Here is a 19,748-nt window from a genome sequence, read left to right on the forward strand (position 1 = left end):
AAATAAACGCCGCCGCGAGCAAAGGAGCTTATTTATCTCTTAAATTTAACTCGCTAACGAGCTTGGAGTAAACTGCGTAGTCTTTGTTTTTGAGATATTTCATCATTCTTTTGCGCTGACCTACTAGCTTTAGGAGTCCTAAACGTGATGAAAAATCTTTCGGGTTTGCCTGGATGTGGGCGGTAAGAAGCGTGATCCTTTCTGTAAGAAGCGCGATTTGCACCTCCGCAGAGCCCGTATCCTTCTCTCTTCTAGCGAATTTCGCAACTATCTGTGCTTTTTGAGCCGTGTCTAAAGCCATGATGACCTCCTGATCGGTAAAATAGGAGACGATTATACTTAATTAACCTAAATTTTTGCTTTTTTGATGTAAAATGCACGCTTTCAGACCAAAGGAGAGAATAAATGCTTTTTACAAAAGCAAGCGAATACGCCCTACTTTCAATGATCTGCATCGCGGGCAAGGAGGAGTCGATGGATGTCGATTCGATCTCTAGCGAGCTTGGAATTTCACGCAGCTTTTTGGCTAAAATTTTACAAAATTTGGCTCGCGCGGGACTTTTGAATTCCTTCAAAGGCGCCAAGGGCGGCTTTGTACTCGCGCGCAATGCGGACGAGATCACGCTAAGCGAGATCATCAAAAGCGCCGAAAGACGCAAGGCGACGGTATTTGACTGCACCGCCGAGGGGATCGACGCCTGCCCGAACGGTCGCACGCTGTGCCGCGTCAATCTAATGTTCGGCGAGCTTCAGGAGAAGGTCGATGAGTATATGGATACGATCACGCTAGCAAACATCATCGGCAAAGAGCGCAAATGAAAATATATCACCTCAGCCACACCGATCTGGACGGCTACGGCGCGCAGTTCGTCGCGGCGCACTACTTGACGGACGTGGAATTTTTTAACGCCAACTACGGCAAGGAGATAAACGAAAAATTTGAGCTCATCCTAGAGCGCATCGACGAGCGGCTTGCCGCAGACGCAGACGAAAAAAGCCTAGTTTTAATCACTGATCTAAATTTACTACCCGCGCAGTGCGAGAAATTTAGCGGCGAACTGGCGCGCCGCAACGCCCGTGTGATCCTTCTGGATCATCATCAAAGCGGGCTTGAGTGCGCGAAAAAATTCCCGTGGTATTTCCTAGACTCTTCGCGCTGCGCTACGAAGATCACCTATGATTTTTTCAGCGCGATGTTCGGCGGCACGGCGCGGCTGGATAAGCTCGTGCGCGTCGTAAACGCCGTGGATATCTGGCTGAAAGACGAGAGCGAGTTTGAGCTCGGCAAGGTCTGCCTCGGCATGGTCTCGGGCGCGAAAGAGATCAATAAGATCATGTTCGAGCGGGAGAGCAGGGATTATATCTTTTTCCTGTTAGAAAAAATTTTTAAATTTCAAGACGAGCCGAATGCACACATTGCGCTAGATAGCGCGCTGCACGGCATAAAGAAGGAATTTTTTAAAAGCGAGCGCGACGATACGCTAAGCAATCTCGTCTCGCATTTCGTAGTCGCCCGTCTAAGCGCGCAAAAGCAGCGCTTTGAGATCAGCTACCTCGATAAAAAGGGCATTTTGACCTACAATATCGGCAACGTAAGCGTCATCGGCAACGACTTTTTGACGAAAAACCCCGATGTCGATTTTTTCATCGACGTAACGAGCAAGAAAACACTCAGCTTCCGCGCCGACGGCAAGATCGACGTAAGCGAAATGGCAAAGCTGCTCCTCGGCGGCGGCGGGCACGTAAACGCGAGCGGCGGGATGTTTGCGGGCTTTAAAGACGCGAGCTCGTACGAAGCCGTAAAGGCGCAAATCGTGGATCTAATCGAGAAAAAAACTCAAATTTCAAAGGAAGAAGATGAAAAATAATGACGAAAAAATCGCCGAGCAGGACCTCATCTACGAGATTAATATCCTGCTTGACGCGATGCTGCTCTACGCGGGCGTGAAGCGCGAGCGGCTCGCCGATGCGGCGCAGCTGTATATCGAAAACATCGACACAGTGCTTGCAAACTCGGACGCTAGCGGCGCGGACGAAGTGATCGCCGTGGTAGAGTTTTTGCGTAGCAAACACGCGGAGTTATTTGAAAATAAGGGCTAGCTCGCGAAATTTTAAGCGAAATTTTGCGAGCTAGAATTTTACGAAGCGCAAACTATGCGGAGTAAAATTTCATTTAGCGCAGAAATTTATAGAGCAAGAAATCCGCGAGATAAAATTTTGCTAAATAGAATTTCAAAACGCAAAATACGGAATTTTGCGGACTTAGGCTTAAAATTTTAAAATTTAGCAAGTAGGCTTTGCAAATAAAATTTTAAGGCATGATGGCTGTAGAATTTTGTTTTAAAATTTTATGCTGTCAAACAAGAGCAAAATTTCAAGGCTTAGAATTTACGCTAAGAAATTCCGCGCAATAGCAAATTTAAAATTTTAAGTGCATTTTGCAGCACGGGATTTTGCAAAAAATTTTAGACAACGCGGGGTGGCTCTGCGTAAAATTCTAATCTAGGTTTCGCGAGGAATTTGCATCAAAACTCCGCGCGAAATTTTGCACTTAACTAAGGTGCAAAATTTAAATATAAAGGCTGAATCTTTGCTTGCCAGTGTGACACAAAGAACGCAGATTGCGGAATTTTAAATTTAAAAGCACGATTCTGCCGTCTAAGATCAAAAAATGGCGTAGCGTCTAAGCTTGCCAATAATGACAAAGCTCGCTTTGAAAGGAAGGGAGAATTTTATCTGCAAAAGCGCAAAGATAGCATTTTAAGATACTTTTGTTGGTTCTAAGCAAAATAGGTCCGCTGCCAGAGGTTTTTAAATAAGCGCGCTTGATAAAATATTATCGCTAGATATGGCGCAGGTGTAGGTAAGTACGCCCGAACGCGGCAAAATTAAAACGAATGCGGCGCTCTATCGTCACAAAGTCAGGCATTGTAAAATAAAAGGGCGCTAAGAAGTAAAATGTCGCGAAATAAGACGTCTACAAAGCAAAGTGCCTATAAGATGAAGCGTCGTAAAATAGAATATAAAGCAACACGTGGATAAAATAAGTACCGTGAATCAGGATTTCGTAGCAGTAACGCAGGACGCAATTAAATTTTAAGCCGGCGGCGCGCTAAATTTTGAAATTTTATGAATTTAAAACTTTATGAAAGGATAGAAATGAAAAAGATTTTTTTGTTTGCATGTCTCATGCTTTTGGGCTCGCAGCTTTTCGGCGACGATAAGGTTTATCGCCTAAGACTTGCTAGTACGTGGGAGGCGACTACGCCAGTTTTGGGCGCTGCCGCCGAGGATTTTAAAAACTATGCCGAAAGCCTTAGCGGTGGTAGGCTTCAGATCCGCATCGATACGCCGAGCAAGCACAAGGCAAGCTTTGGCATATTCGACTTCGTCAAAAGCGGGCAATACGATCTAGGATATACTTCGCTTTATTATTATAAAGGCAAAGACGCCAAAACTATGCTCTGGACGGCAGTGCCTTTCGGTATGACTACTGATGAGCAGCACGCGTGGTATTATTATGGTGGTGGGCGAGAGCTTAATGATAAGATGTTCGCGCAATACGGCATGAAGACCTTTTTGATGGGATCTACCGGCATGCAAATGGGCGGCTGGTTTAAAAAAGAGATCAACTCAGTCGCAGATTTGCAAGGGCTTAAATTCCGCATACCAGGGCTAGGCGGAGAGGTGATGAGCAAGCTGGGCGCCACTATAAACACAGTGCCTACGGGCGAGCTATTTATGGCGTTAGAAATGGGTACGATCGATGCGGTCGAGTGGGTAAGCCCTGTCTATGATATGCCGCTTGGATTTCATAAAGTGGCTAAATACTACTACACAGGCTGGCAAGAGCCTATGGGAGACTGCCAACTGCTGGTAAATCAAAAGGCGCTAGAGAAGCTGCCTGCAGATCTTCAAGCGATCTTAGAGGCTGCAGCAAGACTTGCCGGAGAGAATTTCCAAAATAAGGGCTTTTATGAAAACGCTCGCATTTGGGCGGAGCTAAAAGCGCAGTTTCCGGATGTGCAGGTGCGCGACTTCCCTGCAGACGTGATAGCCGCGCTTAAAAAAGCAACGAATGAAATCTTAGACGAAGAAGCGGCAAAAGATCCGATGTTTAAAGAGATCCTAGACAGCCAGCGCGCGTTTTTGAAAATCGGTAGAGAATGGAATAAAATAAGCACCGTAGCCTACATAAATAACGTAAGTGGCATCGCGGGCGAAAGTGCAGCAAATCCAATCTCCGCAAGCCCTAGCGGTACGACAAACTCAGATTCTGCAAGCAGCGAAAATCACGGCGCTGCGAGCGATTCTAATGCGACGGACGGCAAAAATTTAGGAGCGGCAAAGTAAAGTGGGTGCTGCTAGCGATAAAAATTAAAGCGAGACGAACAGACCGGCACAATAAGTAGCTCAGGAGCGACAAGCGGCTAAAATTCTAACTACTTTTAATAAAGTAGATGGAATTCTGCCGCAGAAGCTTTGGCACAATAGCTTCAATATCAGAGCCTAGTTTCATAAATCTCATCCACAAGCAAGGCAGAAGCTTTGGCGCAATAGCTTTAACATCGCAAGCGGCGTGATCTGGCGCAGCAAAGGGCTCCCGCGTGAAAATAGAACGCCAAAAACACGCGATAAAATAAAATTATAAAAATTCCAAGCTCCAAGCACGGCGGAATTCGGAATTTTAAATCTAAAATTTTAAAATCAAAATTTATGGATTTCAGACGGAGCGCGAAACTACTCCGGTTATGCTAGAAACCGGCATTTGCGACCATTAAGACTAAAAGCCGCGTCTAGCATTTTAAAAAAGCCTATGAGCCTTTTGCATTTATATATTAAAATCACAAAAATTGCATTTGCATTATTAAAATTACAGCGCTACTTGACAATAAGGCTAATTCGCATAAAATCAGCCTGCGCGCGTTAAAATTTAATCAATAATGTAATTTGGCAAGATTTGTCGCGATAAAATAGCCCCTTATTATCATGCTTATCTTTAAAATTTACTCCATTGCGCCGCTCTAATTAAGGCTAATTTATTAGGATTTGATAAATCGCGAATGCCCGGTCTCTGCAGCCGCATCTATTAACGCAATAGCGGATAATTTCAATCGCTCTCTTATCAATCATGCGACTACGCAAAAAAGCGTATTAATACCGCGAAATTTATTGAATTCTTGAAATTTTTGATCTTTAAAATATCGCAAGACGGCTAGATCGCCAAAATTTCATATTATTTGAATTGATTGTTAAAAAATAGATTCGGAAGCATAGCCCCCGAATCTATGGATAAGATTAAATTCTTAGAATTTAATCGGATGGTGGTGGAAGTCGTCGTAAACGACTTTATTGGTTTGAAATTTAATGCGCTTAAGCTCGCGGATACGCAAAAATTCCTCTTCGTCGATCTTTTTAATCTGAATCGCTGCCTTAAACGTAGGCGTTTTGGCGATTAGATCCCAGCCGCCGCTGGTTAGCTCGTTGCAGCAGCTCTCCCAGTAGTGATAAGACATCTGAATGATACCATCCATTATACACTCGGTGATGTCCGCCTTGATCGCAATATAGCCGTAGCGGCTCCACGCGACGATAAAATCGCCCTGCGAAATTCCATATCGTTCGGCGAGTTTCGGATTCATTTCCGCAATCGGTCCTATCGCGTCGCCGCCCTGCTCTACGGTCTTAGAGCGCCTAGTCATCGCGCCTCCTGCATACTCGTAAACCTTACGCGTAGTTAGAAGCTGAATCGGGAACTCTGCATCGGTCTTCTCGTCCACGGAGCCCGCCATTACAGGATAATCTTTCGGCATATTCATACGCTTTGCGAATTCCTCTTTGGCGCTTTCAATCTTGCTCTTATCATCCACGAATAGAACCGGGACGAAATTTCCCTTGCCGTCAGGAGTAAAGAATTTTTTATCAAGGTACAATGCAGGTCCGCCCATAGAATTCTCATCAGGGCACGGCCAGTGAAGTCCGTGGTATTTTTTGATGCGGTAATAGCTCATTCCGCCGTAGTTGTGTGGAGCTACCCTGCGCACCTCTTCCCAAATCTGCTCTGGAGATTGGAATGTGAAATAATCTCCTAGACCTAAACGTCTGGCAAGCTCGCAGATGATAGCCCAGTCTTGTCTAGCTTGTCCCGGAGGGGCAACTACAATTTCGCTATGCTGTACGCGGCGCTCGGCGTTAGCATAAGTACCCTCCTTCTCGCCGCTGCAAGCTCCAGGAAGCACAACATCTGCTTTGCGGCTCGTCTCGGTTAAGAAAATATCTTGGATCACATACATCTCTACCTGCGAAATCGCGCGCAAGAAGTGGTTTGCGTTCGGATCGGTCATAACCGGGTTTTCACCCATCGTCCAGAAGAATTTTACCCTACCATCAAGAATTGCGTCAGGCACTTCGGTTTTATGAATACCGATCTTGCCGTTTAGATGACCTTTTGGTAAATTCCACTGGCGCTCAAACCAATCACGGGCACTCTCGTCGGTTACGGCTTTATAGCCGGTAAATACGTTAGGAAGCATTCCCATATCGCAGCAGCCTTGAACGTTTTCTTGTCCGCGGATCGGTAGATCGCCGCTGCCTAGCTCGCCTACGTTGCCCGTTACGAGCATTAAATTTGAAATATCGCATACCGCGCCTACGCCGTGGTTGAAGTGAGTTACACCCATTCCGTGCGTGATAACCGCAGGTCGCGTAGTAGCGTAAATTCTAGCCGCTTTTCTAATATCCTCGGCGTTTAGCCTAGTGTATTTGGCTACGGCTTCAGGCGAATAATCCTTAACCGCCTCTTTTACATATTCAAAACCCTTGGTGTATTTATTAACGAATTCATGATTTACCAAATCCTCGTCGATAATAGCATGAATTAGAGCATTGATGACTGGGATATTGTGCTCCGGCTCAAGCTGGAGGTGGATATCTGCGCGATTTGCAAATTCCGTCTTAACCGGGTCGATGACGATGAGTTTAGCGCCTCTATTTAACGCTCTTTGAACGTGCATAGCTACGATCGGATGACCATTTTCCGGGTTTGAGCCGATCATCATAATGCAGTTGCTGTGAGTTCCGATCTCCGTGAAGCTGTTTGTAGCCGCTCCGTTTCCGATTGTTTTAGCAAGTCCTGCTACTGTCGGAGCGTGTCAAATGCGCGCGCAGTGATCGATATTATTCGTACCTAAAATTCTAAGTAGCTTCTGCGCTACGTAGTTATCCTCATGCGTACAGCGTGCGGAATAGTTTCCGGCTATCGCGTCGGCGCCGTATTTTTCTTTAACTTCGAGCATCTTTTTAGCAACTAAATCAAGCGCTTCGTCCCAGCTAGCCTCGACCAAATCGCCGTCTTTACTAAATTTGCCATTCTTTTTACGAATTAGCGGAGTAGTAAGCCTATCTCTAGAGCCTACGTAATTCCATCCGTAATAACCTTTCAAACATAAACAACCTTGATTTACAGGGTTGTCGCTTACGCCGGTTGCGGATTTGATATAATTGTCTTCCGCAGTCAGCTCGATTTGACAGCCTGTGCCACAATAAGGGCATATGACCTTGCCTTTATTCGCCATATTTTCTCCTTTCGAAAATACTAAACATGCAAAATTACCATATATGCAATTTCGGCACAATTATATAAATTCTTACCTAAAATAAAATTGAAATTTTGCCTTAAGCTAAAAGAATTTTTTCAATTATAATTAGGAGTAAGTTGGGGTAATTTAAGTAGCAATTTAAATTTTAAAATATACTTTAATACTGATATACTAGACTTTTAAAGCAAATAATCAACGAACTGGTTTAAAAAAGAAATTAGTTTTCAAATTTAAGCTTTGAAAGCAAATTTATCAAATAAATTCCAAATATCGTCAGATAAATGACGGAATTTTTTTACGAACTTAAATATAATTACACCAAAATTTTTAGTAAAAAATTTTTAAAATTCCTTAAGTCAAGGAGAAAGGTATGAAACAACATAAATTTGTAATCTGCGATTACAAACGATGTATCGGTTGCACGACGTGCATGGCAGCCTGTTACTCAAGTGCCTACGAGCGCGGCAAGCTTGCTAAATCGCGACTTACCGTGCTTAGACAGGCTTACGGCGTTATGCCTACGCAGTGCAGGCAGTGCGATGACGGACCATGTGCAAATGTCTGCCCTACCGGTGCGCTTCGCTTCGATAATAACTATATCGAATTGCACGAAGAAATTTGCATCGGATGCAAGATGTGTACGCTCGCCTGTCCTTATGGCGCGATCAGCTCGAATGCCGAGCTTATGCCGTCAGTAAATTATGCGGTCGAGCCGAAGTATTATCTCGAGATCGAAAGCCAAGCGGGCGCCAAAAGCACCGCCATCAAATGCGATCTATGCAATGGACGCGAGAACGGTCCTGCATGCGTCGAGGTTTGCCCAACTAGCGCTATCATTATGATAGATCCTAAAGAAGGTAAGCATAAATTGGGCTTTGCGATAGACTACGATGCGGCTAATGCTTTTGCAAAAGACGTGTTAAACGGCGAAATCAGTTGCGTCGCCAAAAAAGAAGGAGGCGCAAAATGATAAGCGTCTATACTTTATTTATCGTCAGTGCAGTAATTAGTATCCTTTTATACTGCGCTCCAAAAACTGCCGTTAAGGTAGGATTTGGATTAGGTGCTATCAGCTGTTTTTATGCGATGTGTCATTTCGTAGCCAATATGGGCGTAAGCGATAGCTTCGTTTTGGGCGGCACTTTCTTATATGCGCCAAAATTTGCTTTAAGTCCGCTTGGGAATTTCTTCAGTTTCGTAGTCGTTTTTATAGGCTTTGCAAGCAGCGTTTACGGCATGAGCTACGCTGAGGAATATATCGGAAAGGCGAATATTGGCGTTTTTGCATGTTTATTTAATACCTTCATCTTATCTATGCTTTTAGTCATCAGCGCAGATAATGTATTTTGCTTCGCTGTTTTATGGGAGCTTATGACGCTAATCTCGTCATTTCTAATCATAGTAAACGATGGCAAAGGCACGCTCAAAGCTGTTATGGTATATCTAGGTATAGCGCAGATCGGTGCATTTTGTATAACCTGTGGATTACTCATCATTGCAAACTACGCAGGAAGCTTCGAATTTGCGGAGTGGGGAAAAGTAAATATGCCGATGGGCGCTTCCGTAGCAGCATTCATCTTGTTTTTGGTCGGCTTCGGCTCAAAAGCTGGAATGTGGCCTTTCCACGTCTGGCTACCGCAAGCTCACCCTGCGGCTCCATCAAATGTCTCTGCGCTAATGAGCGGCGTTATGATTAAAGTAGCGCTCTTTACCCTTGTTAAATTTACGCTATTTTTGCCGCTAAGCATCTATTTTGGGCTTGCAGTTTTGATCCTAGGAGCAGCCAGCTCGCTTTTTGGCGTTTTATACGCGTTGTGCCAGCACGACTTTAAAGCGCTTCTTGCGTATCACTCGGTTGAAAATATCGGCATTATCCTACTAGGTCTTGGCACCGGAATTTACGGCGTCGCAGCAGGCAATGTAACACTAGCCGCAGTCGGATTTTTAGCAGGCTGCTACCACGTAGTAAATCACGCGATATTCAAAGGCTTGCTATTCTTATGTGCAGGCTCTGTAATCCACGCTACTCATACGCAAAATATGGACGTGCTAGGAGGGCTAGCTAAAAAAATGCCTCTAACTGCTGTTGGTATGTTTATCGGTATCATGGGTATCGCAGCGCTTCCTCCGGTAAACGGCTTCGTTTCAGAGTGGTTTACCTATCAAGGAATGCTTCAAGGTGCTAAGGAAAGCGGAATTTTCATTAGATATGCCTTCTCTTTAGCAGTGGTCGCTCTTGCACTCACCGGCGTTTTGGTCGGTATGCACCTTAAGCTTTATGCAGTAATCTTCGCAGGAACCCCAAGAGATGAAAAAATTTGGGAAAATGCAAAAGAAAGCCCATTAGGAATGGTTTTAGGAATGATCATTTTGATGATAGGCTGCGTGGGATTTGGTGTAGGCGCACACTTTATAGTCGATTACATCATGCAGGCGGTAAATTCTATCACTTCCAATAGCGGGTATGTTGCAAGCCTAGGCGCTTCGTCAATCACTTCACCTTTGGGAAGTATCGTTTCAACTCCTCTTATTGCAGTGATTTTGTGTTCTACAATGCTGCTTCCGTTTATCATCCTAGCGGTTATGAAAGCAAATCGTGACAAACCTCGCGAGACAGATCCTTGGGCGTGCGGCTTTAAATATAGCCCTCGCATGCAGATAACTGGCGGTCCTTTTACCGGCGATTTAAGAAAGATTATGGACTGGTTATTTAGAGGTCATAAACGCAGAATAGAGCAAAACGGCTACTTCGGACCGATCGAGTATCACAACCACCCACAAGACATTTGGTGGACGATGATTTATCAACCGGTAATCGATTGGAGTAAGAAGATCGCCGATAAGATAGGAATTATTCAAAGCGGCTATGCAAATTTATATACGCTTTACATCCTAATCTATCTTTGCGCGATACTGGGCGTCGGATATTTCTTGATCTAGGAGGTTTAAGATGCAGACTATACAAACTATATTTTTAATGATATTTCAAGTCGCGGTTATCGTCCTAGTCGCTCCACTCTTCGACGGTATGGCGAGAAAACTTCGAGCCAAGCTTCAGTCGAAACAAGGAAGCGATTTTTTCCAGACTTACCGCGATATTATTAAGCTTTTTAAGCGCGGCAGAACCGTTCCTGCGTGCAGCCACTGGGTATTTAGGTGGGCGCCGTTTTTCCTTTTCGCTACTTCGGCAGCGATTTTGGCGGCTATTCCTATTACATACAGCGATCCAACCACCGATAAAATTTTCGGAGCATATTCGGATATTTTCGTTATCCTATATCTAGGCGCGCTTTTGCGCTTCGTATTCGGTGCGGCTTCGATAGATAGCGGTAACCCTTTTGCGGCAACCGGCGGTGGACGCGAGCAGATGCTTGCCGTTTTTGTCGAACCTGTGATGATGATGTGCCTAATCGTAGTAATGATGGCTGCGGGAACTTCAAATTTAGTTGAGATTCAGGGGATGGTACGCAGCGGTCAGATCGGCTATCAAATTCCAAGCTTTGCCGTCGCCTCGATTGCATTTTTATGGTGTATGTATGTCGAGACCGGCAGAAAGCCATTTGATCTTGCCGAAGCCGAGCAAGAGCTTCAAGAAGGTCTACTTGGCGAATATGCAGGCAGCGATCTAGGCTTAGTGCAAGCGGCGCTTATTTTGAAGCAATTTGCGATGATCGGATTATTCCTAACGATATTTGAGCCGTGGAATTTTAGCAATCCGCTTTTAGCAATCATAATCTTTGTGCTAAAAACCGGCGTATTTTACGTAGCAGCCGTTTTCATCGACAACTTTGGACCGCGCTTTAGAATGACTTCGAGCATGCGCAAAATTTCATGCGGTGCTCTTGCCATCGCTTTTGCGGCATTAACGCTTTACGTAGTAGGATTTTAAGATGAATAGTATCGATATTTTAGCAATTTGTATGATCGTAACGTCACTCGCGGTATTCGGACTTAGAAATTTAAAACTTTCGATCGGAATTTACGCGATTCAGACGCTATTTTTGGTAAGCATATTTTTTATGCTGTATTCTAACTTCAATGCGCCGCAGCTTAGAATTTGGGCGATAGTGGCGTTTTTTACGAAGGTTATTTTCGTGCCAGGAATTTTATTTTGGCTAGTTAAAAAGCTGGATGTGATCAGCGAGGATGAGCCGGTAGGCGGCTTTTTCGTAAGCCCCGTTATTGCGATGGGATTTTCGCTAGCGATTGCGATGACAATCAATCCGATCTTGCTTAAATTCTCTCTTATTCAAGAAAGAATCGTTCTAATAGCGGCGGTAACCGTATTTATGATGGGAATTTTTGGCTTCATGCTAAGAAATTCTTTCATCAAGCAAATTCTAGCCTACTGCCTCTTTGAAAACGGCATCCACCTAAGCCTTGCACTTATGGCTTACAACTCTCACGAGCTAGTCGAGCTTGGAATTTTAACCGATGCAATCTTTGCGGTTATTATTATGAGCATTTTGGCGGTTAGATTTTACAAAGCTTATGACGGGCTTGATACGTCTAAAGCTTCGAATTTAAGGGGTTAATGATGAATAGTTTAGCTTTTATATTAATTTTTCCGTTGCTCGGAGCGCTGATATTATTCTTATGCCCTAAGAATTTCAAGCTCCTAAGCTCGCTACACGTTTTGATTTCTGCGGTTACATCCGCAGGGCTACTCTGTAACGTAGGCAAGCTTATCAGCGGCAACTTTGAGGCTTTTTACGCATACGATAAATTCCTATTCCTAGATAGCCTAGGCTGCGTATTTTTAGTGCTAATCGCCGTAACGGGCTTTTTGGTAAATTTATACTCCACCACCTATATGAAATGGGAGATACAGGGCGGTCATCTGGATCTTAGCGATCTTAGAAAATACTACGCGCTCTGCCACGTTTTCGTTTTTACGATGACGCTTAGCGTGATCTGCAATAACGTCGCGTTTATGTGGGCTGCGGTAGAGGCTACTACGTTAGCATCGGTATTTTTGGTCGCTATTCACAAAGATAAAAAATCCACCGAGAGCGGTTACAAATATATCGTTATCTGCTCGATCGGCTTAGCGTTTGCGCTTTATGCGACCGTTTTACTATATGCGGCTACATTCAAAATCACGGGCGATGGCGAGGCTTCGATGCTTTGGACTAGCATTATGGATCACGCCAAAGGCTTAAACAAAGATGCCGCTAAGCTTATCTTTATATTCGCTCTAATAGGCTTTGGAACCAAAGCAGGACTTGCTCCTACTCACACTTGGCTTCCTGACGTTCACGCAGAAGGTCCGGCTCCGATTTCGGCACTACTTTCGGGTGTGCTTTTAAAATGTGCGATGCTAGCGATATTTAGATATTACGCGGTAACCGCCGAAGCGGTAGGGCCAGACTTCGTTAAGCACGTGATGCTGATCTCGGGCACGATCACGCTATTTATAGCTGGAATTTTCCTTGTTCGTCAGCACGACGTGAAAAGGATGTTTGCTTACCACTCGGTCGTTCATATGGGTGTAATTGCATTTGCGCTAGGTATCGGCGGATATTTTGGCTTGCTTGCCGCAATCTTTCACTGCTTAGCTCACAGCTTTACCAAGGCTCTTGCATTCTGCTCTACCGGTAATATCGCTAGAATTTACGGTCACAAAGATATGACTAGAATGGGCGGTATGGTAAAAATCGCTCCGCTTACTACGATAATGTTTGGTGCTGCGGTTTGCTCGCTCGTAGGCGTTCCTGCGTTTGCGATCTTTGTAAGCGAATTTAACGTTTTCAAAGGCGCGATAGCCAGCGGTCAATACATAGCCGTAGCATTATTTGCGATCGCGCTCGTAATTATTTTCATTGCGGACTTCGCGCACTTTAATCTAGCGAGCTTCGGTACGCCTAAAGGTGAAGTGGTTTATGCTAAAGAGATGAGCTTGTTTGAAAATTTACCGCTAATCTTGCTTTGCGCTTTAGTGATAATTTTCGGCGTATGGCACGTAGGTGATTTTTGGATGCTCGTCGAAAACGGCGTTAGAATAATGATGAGAGGTTAAAAATGAGAGGCGATAAATTTATAGAAATTTTAAAGACCAAAGTCAAGGTCTTAGAAGTTACCCGCCAAGCCGAGGATCAAATCACCGTTTTAGTGGATAGAAATGATCTGCCGCTTGCGGTTAAGACGCTATATTATGACATCGGCGGTTTTATCAGCACGATGATCCCTAACGATGAGCGCGAGCTAAACGGAAATTTCGCGCTTTACTATGCGATATCTATGGAAGGTGGCAAAATGACCGAAGCGGAGGATTTCGCCGCAGAGGATAAATGCTTCATCACCGTTAGGACGCTAATTCCTGGATCGGATCCGACATTCCCGTCGGTTACTCCTTTAGTACCTGCTTGCGTATGGTACGAAAGAGAAGCTTTCGACATGTTCGGCTTAATCGCCGAAGGCTTGCCTGATAAACGTCGTTTGGTGTTAAGCGACGATTGGCCCGATGGGCTTCATCCGCTTCGCAAAGACGCAATGGACTATCGCTATAGGCCCGATCCTGTAGATCATAAAGACGAGCCCAATGCAGAGTTTTTATTTCCTAGCGGTGATGGAGTAGTAGATGTTCCGCTTGGACCTCTTCACGTAACGAGCGATGAGCCGGGACACTTTAGACTATTTTGCGACGGCGATGAGATTATCGATGCAGACTACCGCTTGTTTTATCAACACCGCGGTATGGAGAAGCTAGCTGAAAACCGAATGAATTACGATCAGATGGGCTACCTTGCAGAGCGCGTCTGCGGAATTTGCGGCTACGCTCACGCGATTGCGTGTATTGAAGCAGCAGAGAAAGCTATCAAGCTTGAAATTCCGCTTCGTGCGCAAGCTATCCGCGTCATCTGCCTTGAGATCGAGCGCCTTCACAGCCATCTTTTAAATATCGGTCTAGCCTGCGAGGTAACGGGTAACTATAACGCCTTTATGCATATCTTTAGGGTGCGCGAATACTCCATGGAGCTAGCTCAGCTCGTAACCGGCGGCCGCAAGACCTACGGCAATGTCATTATGGGCGGACTTCGCCGTGATATGACCGATAATGAAATTCGCAAGAGCATCGAGATCATCAACAAGCTCGACGTTCAAATTTCAGAAATTTGGGACGCTGTTATGGAGGATAAACGCCAAATCGGTCGCTGGAAAGGCGTAGGCGTATTAGATCGCAAAGTAGCGCGTGATTTTAGCCCGGTAGGTCCAAATATGAGAGCTTCCGGTTTTAAACGCGACAACCGCTACGATCATCCTTACGATTTCTTCAACAAGATAGAATTCGAAGTAGCCGTAGAGCACGGTGGCGATGTATTCAGTCGCGAAGTCGTAAGATATAAAGAGCTCAAACAATCGATCCACATCATCAGGCAGTGCTTGCATCAAATGCCGCAAACTCCGATAATGATCGATCCACAGACTATGATCAGACCGGAAAACTACGCTTTAGGTCACGACGAAGCACCGCGCGGCGAAAATGTCCACTGGATCATGCAAGGAAACGCTCAGAAGGTTTACCGCTGGAGATGTCGCGCCGCTACGTATAACAACTGGCCGAGCTTGCGATTTCAATTCCGCGGAAATAACATCTCCGATGCGGCGCTAATCGTATGCTCGATGGATCCGTGCTACTCATGCACCGAGCGCGTAACTTTAGTCGATATTAATAGCGGAAAGAGTAAAATTCTAACCGAAAAAGACCTTAAGAAATTTTGCCAAGACGGCAAGGTTAGCAAAAAGGATTTAAGATGATGAAATTATTCGACATTACCGAAAAATATGGTAAGGCGACCTATGCTTATCCGTTTGAGCCATACATCGTGCCCGAGAATTTTCGCGGGCAGCCTGAATACACCTATGAGCTTTGCATAGGCTGTGCTGCGTGCGGAATCGCCTGCCCATCCAATGCGATTGAGCTTAAGATGAACGAAGCCCAAACTAAACTAATTTGGGAATTTGACTGCGGGCGCTGCATATTTTGCGGTCGCTGCGACGAGGTATGCCCTACGGGAGCGGTAAGGCTAGGCAATAGCTTTGAGCTAGCGGTAAAATTTGATAAAAGCGCGCTTATCCAACACGGCGAGCTTGAGATGGAAAAATGCAGCTGCTGCGGCAAGCCGATGACCCCAAAAAGGCTCATCAATTACACGCTAGAAAAGCTAAGTACTGCAAATTTGCTCCCAGGCAGATTAGAAGAAGCTAAAAAATATCTCTATATCTGTCCTGAATGCAAAAAAGCTCAAGCGGTCGAAAGAGTGACCAAAGGTATAGAGGAGGCAATAAAATGAGTTTGTATCAAGTCCCCGAAAATATTAAAAACGCAAACGATCTAACCTCAAAATTGGAGCTTTTGAAAAATATCAAACGAAGCTTCAGCGTTTATCGTATCGACTGCGGAAGTTGCAATGGCTGTGAAATCGAAATTTTTGCTTCTATCACGCCGATGTGGGATCCGGAGCGCTTCGGATTTAAACTCGTAGCTAACCCTCGCCACGCAGATATCTTAGTCTGCACCGGCCCGGTTACTCGCCAGATGTATTATCCGCTGCTTCGCGCTTATGAGGCTGCACCTGATCCAAAGATCGTAGTAGCTCTTGGGGCCTGCGGAAGCACTGGCGGAATTTTTCATGACGCATATAGCGTATGGAGCGGCATCGATAAGATTGTACCGGTAGATGTTTATATCCCCGGCTGCCCTCCGCATCCTGCTAGCATCATCTATGGTCTTGGCATGGCGCTTGGCATCATCGATCAAAAGCTTCAAAAGAAGAGCTACGAGCAAGATAACACTCTTCCGCCACCGGTTAAGAGTTCAGTTATCGGCGATATTTTATTCGAGCGCGATCTGCAAGCTGAAGCTAAGAGGCTGATGAGCTATATTTTCGGAAGAGTTTTATTCGCAAAATATATGGATGCGATCAAAACCTCATCTGACGTTCACGATCCAAAAGCTTCTCGCGAGGCTCTACTTAACGCTATCCATACCGAAGAGGATCCTAGATACGCGGAGTGCATGGCGCTATTGCACAATGACGTATATCTAAAATACGCCCGCGCTACGGAAGAATTTAAGATCGATCCGCAAAAAGAGGTCTGGAGCAAACGATGATTGAGGTTTTTAAGCTTACAAAGCGGCATATGGACGAAAACGAAAATTTACCTAAAGAGCTAAAGGATATCAAGGTTTTTTCCACCTGCGTCGGTCACGGCGTAGGTACGATAGATTTTAGCGAAAAGGTACTTGAGATCAGTGATGAAGAATTTAAACGCATCATCGAAAACTCGGGCGACTACGTTAAATTTAAGATCGGTAACCTAAGCAAGTATTTCGAGATTGAAATTTTTGCTGAGCACGCAGCTAAGCTAATCCCTCAGCTTTGCGAATGTGAGCTTAAAGATCTGCTAAAAAATATGCGCGAAGGATACTTCGTGCTAAGGAAGGATTTTTGATGCGAAAGGCGTTGCTTTGTATCGGCAATCCCCTTCGCGGCGACGACGACGTAGGCAATGAAACAGGGCGAATAGTCAAGGCAAATCTAAAAGATTGGCGCGTTTTTTATGGGCAGGATGTGCCCGAAAACGAATTTGCAGCCCTTAGGGAATTCGCCCCTGAAATTCTAATCGTAGTAGATGCAATGAGCGGCTTTGATGAGGATAAGATAGAATTTTTCGACCTCAGCAATGATCGCGACTATATCTACTCGACGCATAACCTGCCTACGCCGGTGCTTCTAAGCTATCTGCGCAAAATTTGCCCAAAGACGCTGTTTTTGGGCATAAGCGTGCTGCTCGATAACGTCCTTGATTTTAAAGAAGGGCTAAGCGAGAGCGCAAAAAAAAGTGCGCAAAAAGCTTATGAGCGTATCTTAGAAATTGATTCAAATTTAAATGAGGAGGAGTAAATGTTAAATCCTGCAGAAACCGCGCAAGCGGTATCTAGTTCGATGCAACACAAGGCGCATACCCCGCTAATTAGCATAATTTTTCTAGCTATAATGGCGGGCGCTGCAATCGCTATGGGCGATATTTTTTGGGCTCACTCGACCGTCGGAATGGCTGAAAAGCAATCTATTGGCTTATCGAATTTCATCGGTGGTATTACCTTTAGCTGCGGTCTGATGATGGTGGTTTTTTACGGCGGGCATCTATTTACTAGCTCGGTTTTAACGGGCGTACCTGCTGCCGATGGCAAATTACCGCTAGGTAAAACTATCGGCTATTGGGCTATCGTTTGGTGCTTTAACTTCGTAGGCGGCGCGTTAATCGCGTATATGTATTATTACTCAGGACTTCCGCTTAAATATGATGGCTACATTTTGCAGCACTTCATTCCTGCAGCAGCAGGCAAAATAAATGCACCTTTTCATGAGCTATTCATCCGCGGAATTTTTTGTAACGTGTTTGTATGTATGTCTATCTGGACTGCGACCAGCGAGAGCAATCTATCAGGTAAATTCTTTGCAATTATGTGGATGATCGGCGCATTCGTAGCTTGCTCTATGGAACACTGCGTGGCAAATATGTTTATCCTAACTGAAGGCATCATCGCTAAAGGCCACTACCTTGCGGCTGCAGGTGGCGATGTAAATGCTCTTGCAAGCTCGCTTCACGGTGTAACGGCGGCTCAAATAGATTCAATAAACTGGGGAAATTTCATCGTTAAAAATATGATCCCAGTTACGCTAGGTAACATCTGCGGCGGTCTATTTTTCGTAGGCTTGGTCGGATTTATGGTAAATAAATACGATATGAAAAAGAAAGACTAATCTATCGCACTTCAGCACGATATAAACAAAATATGGCGCGGCACTTTGCCGCGCATTTTTAGTTTCTTAAATTTTAAAAATTCCGATGCGTAAAATTTCATTTGATCCAAAATTTTAGACGAAATCCTAACGAAATTCGGGATGAAATTCCAAAACCAGGCTCTTGATAAAAATTTTACGCTGCAAATCTAGGTAAAATCCTGCGCCATAACTTTAGACAAAATTTCGCACTTAAGCCGTAAGCGTAAGCCGCATAAATGCTTTAAAAACTCTAGCCCGAGCCTAAACACAATAGCTAAGCAATCTGTCGTAGTCCAGGATCAAAAACTCGTGCTGACTGATTTTTTGAATTACGTTATCTTTTACAAGCTCGTTAAACGCGGTACTCGCGCTTTGACGCTTGAGCCCTACGAAGGACGAAAGCACCTTTAGCGAAAAGGGCAAAAAGACGTATTTATAGCCATTTTGATGAAAATTCTGCTCGTTTGCAAGCTCGATCAAAAAGCTCGCGATGCGCCCTTTTGCATTTTCAAAAAGTATAGAGCGTGTGATTTTGCGCTGCAGCAGAATTATCTCTGTTAAAATTTTTATATATGCCTCGCAAAAGCTGCGATTTGCCAAGATCTCCCCTAGTCCGCTCGCATCGATCGTATAAATCTCGCTGTCCTCTAAAAACTCAAGCGCGCAAATTTCATTAAGAATGGTAATATTGTCCTTGTTTAGGTAGTTGATGATGAATTCTTCGCCGTCTTCAAAAAACGAAAGCTTCGCCTGTCCACTTTTAAAAATAAAAACTTTAGGCGCCTCGCTATAAAAAACATAGCCTTTTTTGATGACTTGGTGCTCGAACATTGCAAGCTCCTCGTCGCTAAGCGTGGCGATAGCCTCGGTTTGCAGTAGTCCCAGCCGCGATTTTTCCATATAACCTCCAAAAGCTAAGAATTATACAATGAAATATTTAGACAAAGATAAAGCTGCGCGGATTAAATTTACCATCCGCACTATGGCTGCGCATCTAGGTCGCCGGAGCTAATAAATTTTATAGCTTTTAAAATTCTAAATTTTACCCGCGTTTTGCATCGCGTAAAATTTCAAAAATTTATTGAGCCTTATGCGGCGAAATTATAGCCAAAACCCGCGGCGCGAATTTAAAATTCTGTCTTTAAATAAAAATTCATATCATTTCATTGAAATTTTATTTAGCAAGGATATAATAATACATATTAAAAATAAGCGGTATTTTACTCGCGATGACACCGCAAGAAAGGCACTTCATGCAAAAGTTAAATTTTAAAGATAACGTTTCCGAGACGCTGCTAATCAACGTCTATATGCGCCATTTGGATTTCAAAGACGCGGATCCGATCCTAAACGATCC

18 protein-coding genes are annotated in these 19,748 nt (G+C 44.5%); 15 read left to right on the top strand and 3 right to left on the bottom strand.

The annotated features are described in order from the left end of the window. Positions 1-28: 28 nt before the first annotated feature. The gene (gene rpsO, locus Q0614_RS02930) at positions 29-301 is read right to left on the bottom strand and encodes a 30S ribosomal protein S15 (protein ID WP_297922003.1); all 273 of its coding nucleotides are present in this window, start codon (positions 299-301) and stop codon (positions 29-31) included. A 104-nt stretch (positions 302-405) separates the two neighbouring features. On the opposite strand from rpsO, the gene Q0614_RS02935 reads away from it, so the two are divergent. The 4 genes from Q0614_RS02935 to dctP all read left to right on the top strand — a co-directional run bounded on the left by Q0614_RS02935 (position 406) and on the right by dctP (position 4,353). Beyond that, entirely contained in the window at positions 406-819 is a 414-nt protein-coding gene (locus tag Q0614_RS02935; protein WP_297882766.1) for an Rrf2 family transcriptional regulator, read from the top strand. Continuing rightward, positions 816-1,868 carry a DHH family phosphoesterase gene (locus Q0614_RS02940; RefSeq protein WP_298786423.1) on the top strand — a complete coding sequence of 351 codons (1,053 nt, stop codon included), beginning with the start codon at positions 816-818 and terminating at the stop codon, positions 1,866-1,868. Before Q0614_RS02935 ends, Q0614_RS02940 begins: the two co-directional genes overlap by 4 nt. Continuing rightward, positions 1,858-2,100 (top strand): hypothetical protein, encoded by a 243-nt coding sequence (locus tag Q0614_RS02945; protein WP_297881153.1) that lies wholly within the window; start codon positions 1,858-1,860, stop codon positions 2,098-2,100. The genes Q0614_RS02940 and Q0614_RS02945 overlap by 11 nt, the downstream gene beginning before the upstream one ends. A 1,059-nt stretch (positions 2,101-3,159) precedes the next feature. Continuing rightward, on the top strand, positions 3,160-4,353 hold the full coding sequence (gene dctP, locus Q0614_RS02950; RefSeq protein ID WP_298786425.1) for a TRAP transporter substrate-binding protein DctP: 1,194 nt from the start codon (positions 3,160-3,162) through the stop codon (positions 4,351-4,353). Between the two features lie 953 nt (positions 4,354-5,306). On the opposite strand, the gene Q0614_RS02955 is transcribed toward dctP, so the two are convergent. Further along, positions 5,307-7,574 carry a molybdopterin-dependent oxidoreductase gene (locus Q0614_RS02955; protein ID WP_298704283.1) on the bottom strand — a complete coding sequence of 756 codons (2,268 nt, stop codon included), beginning with the start codon at positions 7,572-7,574 and terminating at the stop codon, positions 5,307-5,309. A gap of 394 nt (positions 7,575-7,968) precedes the next feature. Between Q0614_RS02955 and Q0614_RS02960 the strand changes: the two genes are divergently transcribed. The 11 genes from Q0614_RS02960 to Q0614_RS03010 are packed head-to-tail and all read left to right on the top strand — an operon-like array spanning position 7,969 to position 18,370. Beyond that, on the top strand, positions 7,969-8,568 hold the full coding sequence (locus tag Q0614_RS02960; protein ID WP_005871891.1) for a 4Fe-4S dicluster domain-containing protein: 600 nt from the start codon (positions 7,969-7,971) through the stop codon (positions 8,566-8,568). Next, positions 8,565-10,538, top strand: coding sequence for a proton-conducting transporter membrane subunit (locus tag Q0614_RS02965; protein ID WP_298786427.1), 1,974 nt, complete (start codon positions 8,565-8,567; stop codon positions 10,536-10,538). Before Q0614_RS02960 ends, Q0614_RS02965 begins: the two co-directional genes overlap by 4 nt. Before the next feature lie 10 nt (positions 10,539-10,548). Next, entirely contained in the window at positions 10,549-11,487 is a 939-nt protein-coding gene (locus Q0614_RS02970; RefSeq protein WP_177386906.1) for an NADH-quinone oxidoreductase subunit H, read from the top strand. A 1-nt stretch (position 11,488) separates the two neighbouring features. Then, positions 11,489-12,133, top strand: coding sequence for a hydrogenase 4 membrane subunit (hyfE, locus tag Q0614_RS02975; protein WP_291936441.1), 645 nt, complete (start codon positions 11,489-11,491; stop codon positions 12,131-12,133). A gap of 2 nt (positions 12,134-12,135) precedes the next feature. Further along, a complete protein-coding gene (locus Q0614_RS02980) occupies positions 12,136-13,617 on the top strand; it encodes a hydrogenase 4 subunit F (RefSeq protein ID WP_177386904.1) in 1,482 nt (493 codons plus the stop codon). A 2-nt stretch (positions 13,618-13,619) separates the two neighbouring features. Beyond that, positions 13,620-15,356: a hydrogenase large subunit gene (locus Q0614_RS02985; protein ID WP_005871901.1), complete on the top strand. Its 1,737-nt coding sequence runs from the start codon at positions 13,620-13,622 to the stop codon at positions 15,354-15,356. Further along, positions 15,353-15,892, top strand: coding sequence for a formate hydrogenlyase complex iron-sulfur subunit (locus Q0614_RS02990; RefSeq protein WP_177386902.1), 540 nt, complete (start codon positions 15,353-15,355; stop codon positions 15,890-15,892). The genes Q0614_RS02985 and Q0614_RS02990 overlap by 4 nt, the downstream gene beginning before the upstream one ends. Then, the gene (locus Q0614_RS02995; protein WP_298786429.1) at positions 15,889-16,713 is read left to right on the top strand and encodes an NADH-quinone oxidoreductase subunit B family protein; all 825 of its coding nucleotides are present in this window, start codon (positions 15,889-15,891) and stop codon (positions 16,711-16,713) included. The genes Q0614_RS02990 and Q0614_RS02995 overlap by 4 nt, the downstream gene beginning before the upstream one ends. After that, a complete protein-coding gene (locus tag Q0614_RS03000) occupies positions 16,710-17,054 on the top strand; it encodes a formate hydrogenlyase maturation HycH family protein (RefSeq protein WP_298786431.1) in 345 nt (114 codons plus the stop codon). Before Q0614_RS02995 ends, Q0614_RS03000 begins: the two co-directional genes overlap by 4 nt. Next, on the top strand, positions 17,054-17,506 hold the full coding sequence (locus tag Q0614_RS03005; RefSeq protein ID WP_298786433.1) for a hydrogenase 3 maturation endopeptidase HyCI: 453 nt from the start codon (positions 17,054-17,056) through the stop codon (positions 17,504-17,506). The genes Q0614_RS03000 and Q0614_RS03005 overlap by 1 nt, the downstream gene beginning before the upstream one ends. Continuing rightward, positions 17,507-18,370 carry a formate/nitrite transporter family protein gene (locus Q0614_RS03010; protein ID WP_005871911.1) on the top strand — a complete coding sequence of 288 codons (864 nt, stop codon included), beginning with the start codon at positions 17,507-17,509 and terminating at the stop codon, positions 18,368-18,370. Between the two features lie 282 nt (positions 18,371-18,652). Here Q0614_RS03010 and Q0614_RS03015 read toward each other — a convergent pair whose 3' ends face one another. Further along, complete coding sequence (locus Q0614_RS03015) at positions 18,653-19,291, bottom strand: Crp/Fnr family transcriptional regulator (protein ID WP_005871915.1); 639 nt, start codon at positions 19,289-19,291, stop codon at positions 18,653-18,655. Between the last annotated feature and the right edge of the window lie 457 nt (positions 19,292-19,748).

It is taken from the genome of uncultured Campylobacter sp. (assembly GCF_937997595.1).
Lineage (GTDB): Bacteria > Campylobacterota > Campylobacteria > Campylobacterales > Campylobacteraceae > Campylobacter_B.

Coding starts and splice junctions, on each gene's coding strand:
- rpsO (WP_297922003.1), bottom strand. CDS start 301: ATGGCTTTAGACACGGCTCAAAAAGCACAGATAGTTGCGAAATTCGCT.
- Q0614_RS02935 (WP_297882766.1), top strand. CDS start 406: ATGCTTTTTACAAAAGCAAGCGAATACGCCCTACTTTCAATGATCTGC.
- Q0614_RS02940 (WP_298786423.1), top strand. CDS start 816: ATGAAAATATATCACCTCAGCCACACCGATCTGGACGGCTACGGCGCG.
- Q0614_RS02945 (WP_297881153.1), top strand. CDS start 1,858: ATGAAAAATAATGACGAAAAAATCGCCGAGCAGGACCTCATCTACGAG.
- dctP (WP_298786425.1), top strand. CDS start 3,160: ATGAAAAAGATTTTTTTGTTTGCATGTCTCATGCTTTTGGGCTCGCAG.
- Q0614_RS02960 (WP_005871891.1), top strand. CDS start 7,969: ATGAAACAACATAAATTTGTAATCTGCGATTACAAACGATGTATCGGT.
- Q0614_RS02965 (WP_298786427.1), top strand. CDS start 8,565: ATGATAAGCGTCTATACTTTATTTATCGTCAGTGCAGTAATTAGTATC.
- Q0614_RS02970 (WP_177386906.1), top strand. CDS start 10,549: ATGCAGACTATACAAACTATATTTTTAATGATATTTCAAGTCGCGGTT.
- hyfE (WP_291936441.1), top strand. CDS start 11,489: ATGAATAGTATCGATATTTTAGCAATTTGTATGATCGTAACGTCACTC.
- Q0614_RS02980 (WP_177386904.1), top strand. CDS start 12,136: ATGAATAGTTTAGCTTTTATATTAATTTTTCCGTTGCTCGGAGCGCTG.
- Q0614_RS02985 (WP_005871901.1), top strand. CDS start 13,620: ATGAGAGGCGATAAATTTATAGAAATTTTAAAGACCAAAGTCAAGGTC.
- Q0614_RS02990 (WP_177386902.1), top strand. CDS start 15,353: ATGATGAAATTATTCGACATTACCGAAAAATATGGTAAGGCGACCTAT.
- Q0614_RS02995 (WP_298786429.1), top strand. CDS start 15,889: ATGAGTTTGTATCAAGTCCCCGAAAATATTAAAAACGCAAACGATCTA.
- Q0614_RS03000 (WP_298786431.1), top strand. CDS start 16,710: ATGATTGAGGTTTTTAAGCTTACAAAGCGGCATATGGACGAAAACGAA.
- Q0614_RS03005 (WP_298786433.1), top strand. CDS start 17,054: ATGCGAAAGGCGTTGCTTTGTATCGGCAATCCCCTTCGCGGCGACGAC.
- Q0614_RS03010 (WP_005871911.1), top strand. CDS start 17,507: ATGTTAAATCCTGCAGAAACCGCGCAAGCGGTATCTAGTTCGATGCAA.
- Q0614_RS03015 (WP_005871915.1), bottom strand. CDS start 19,291: ATGGAAAAATCGCGGCTGGGACTACTGCAAACCGAGGCTATCGCCACG.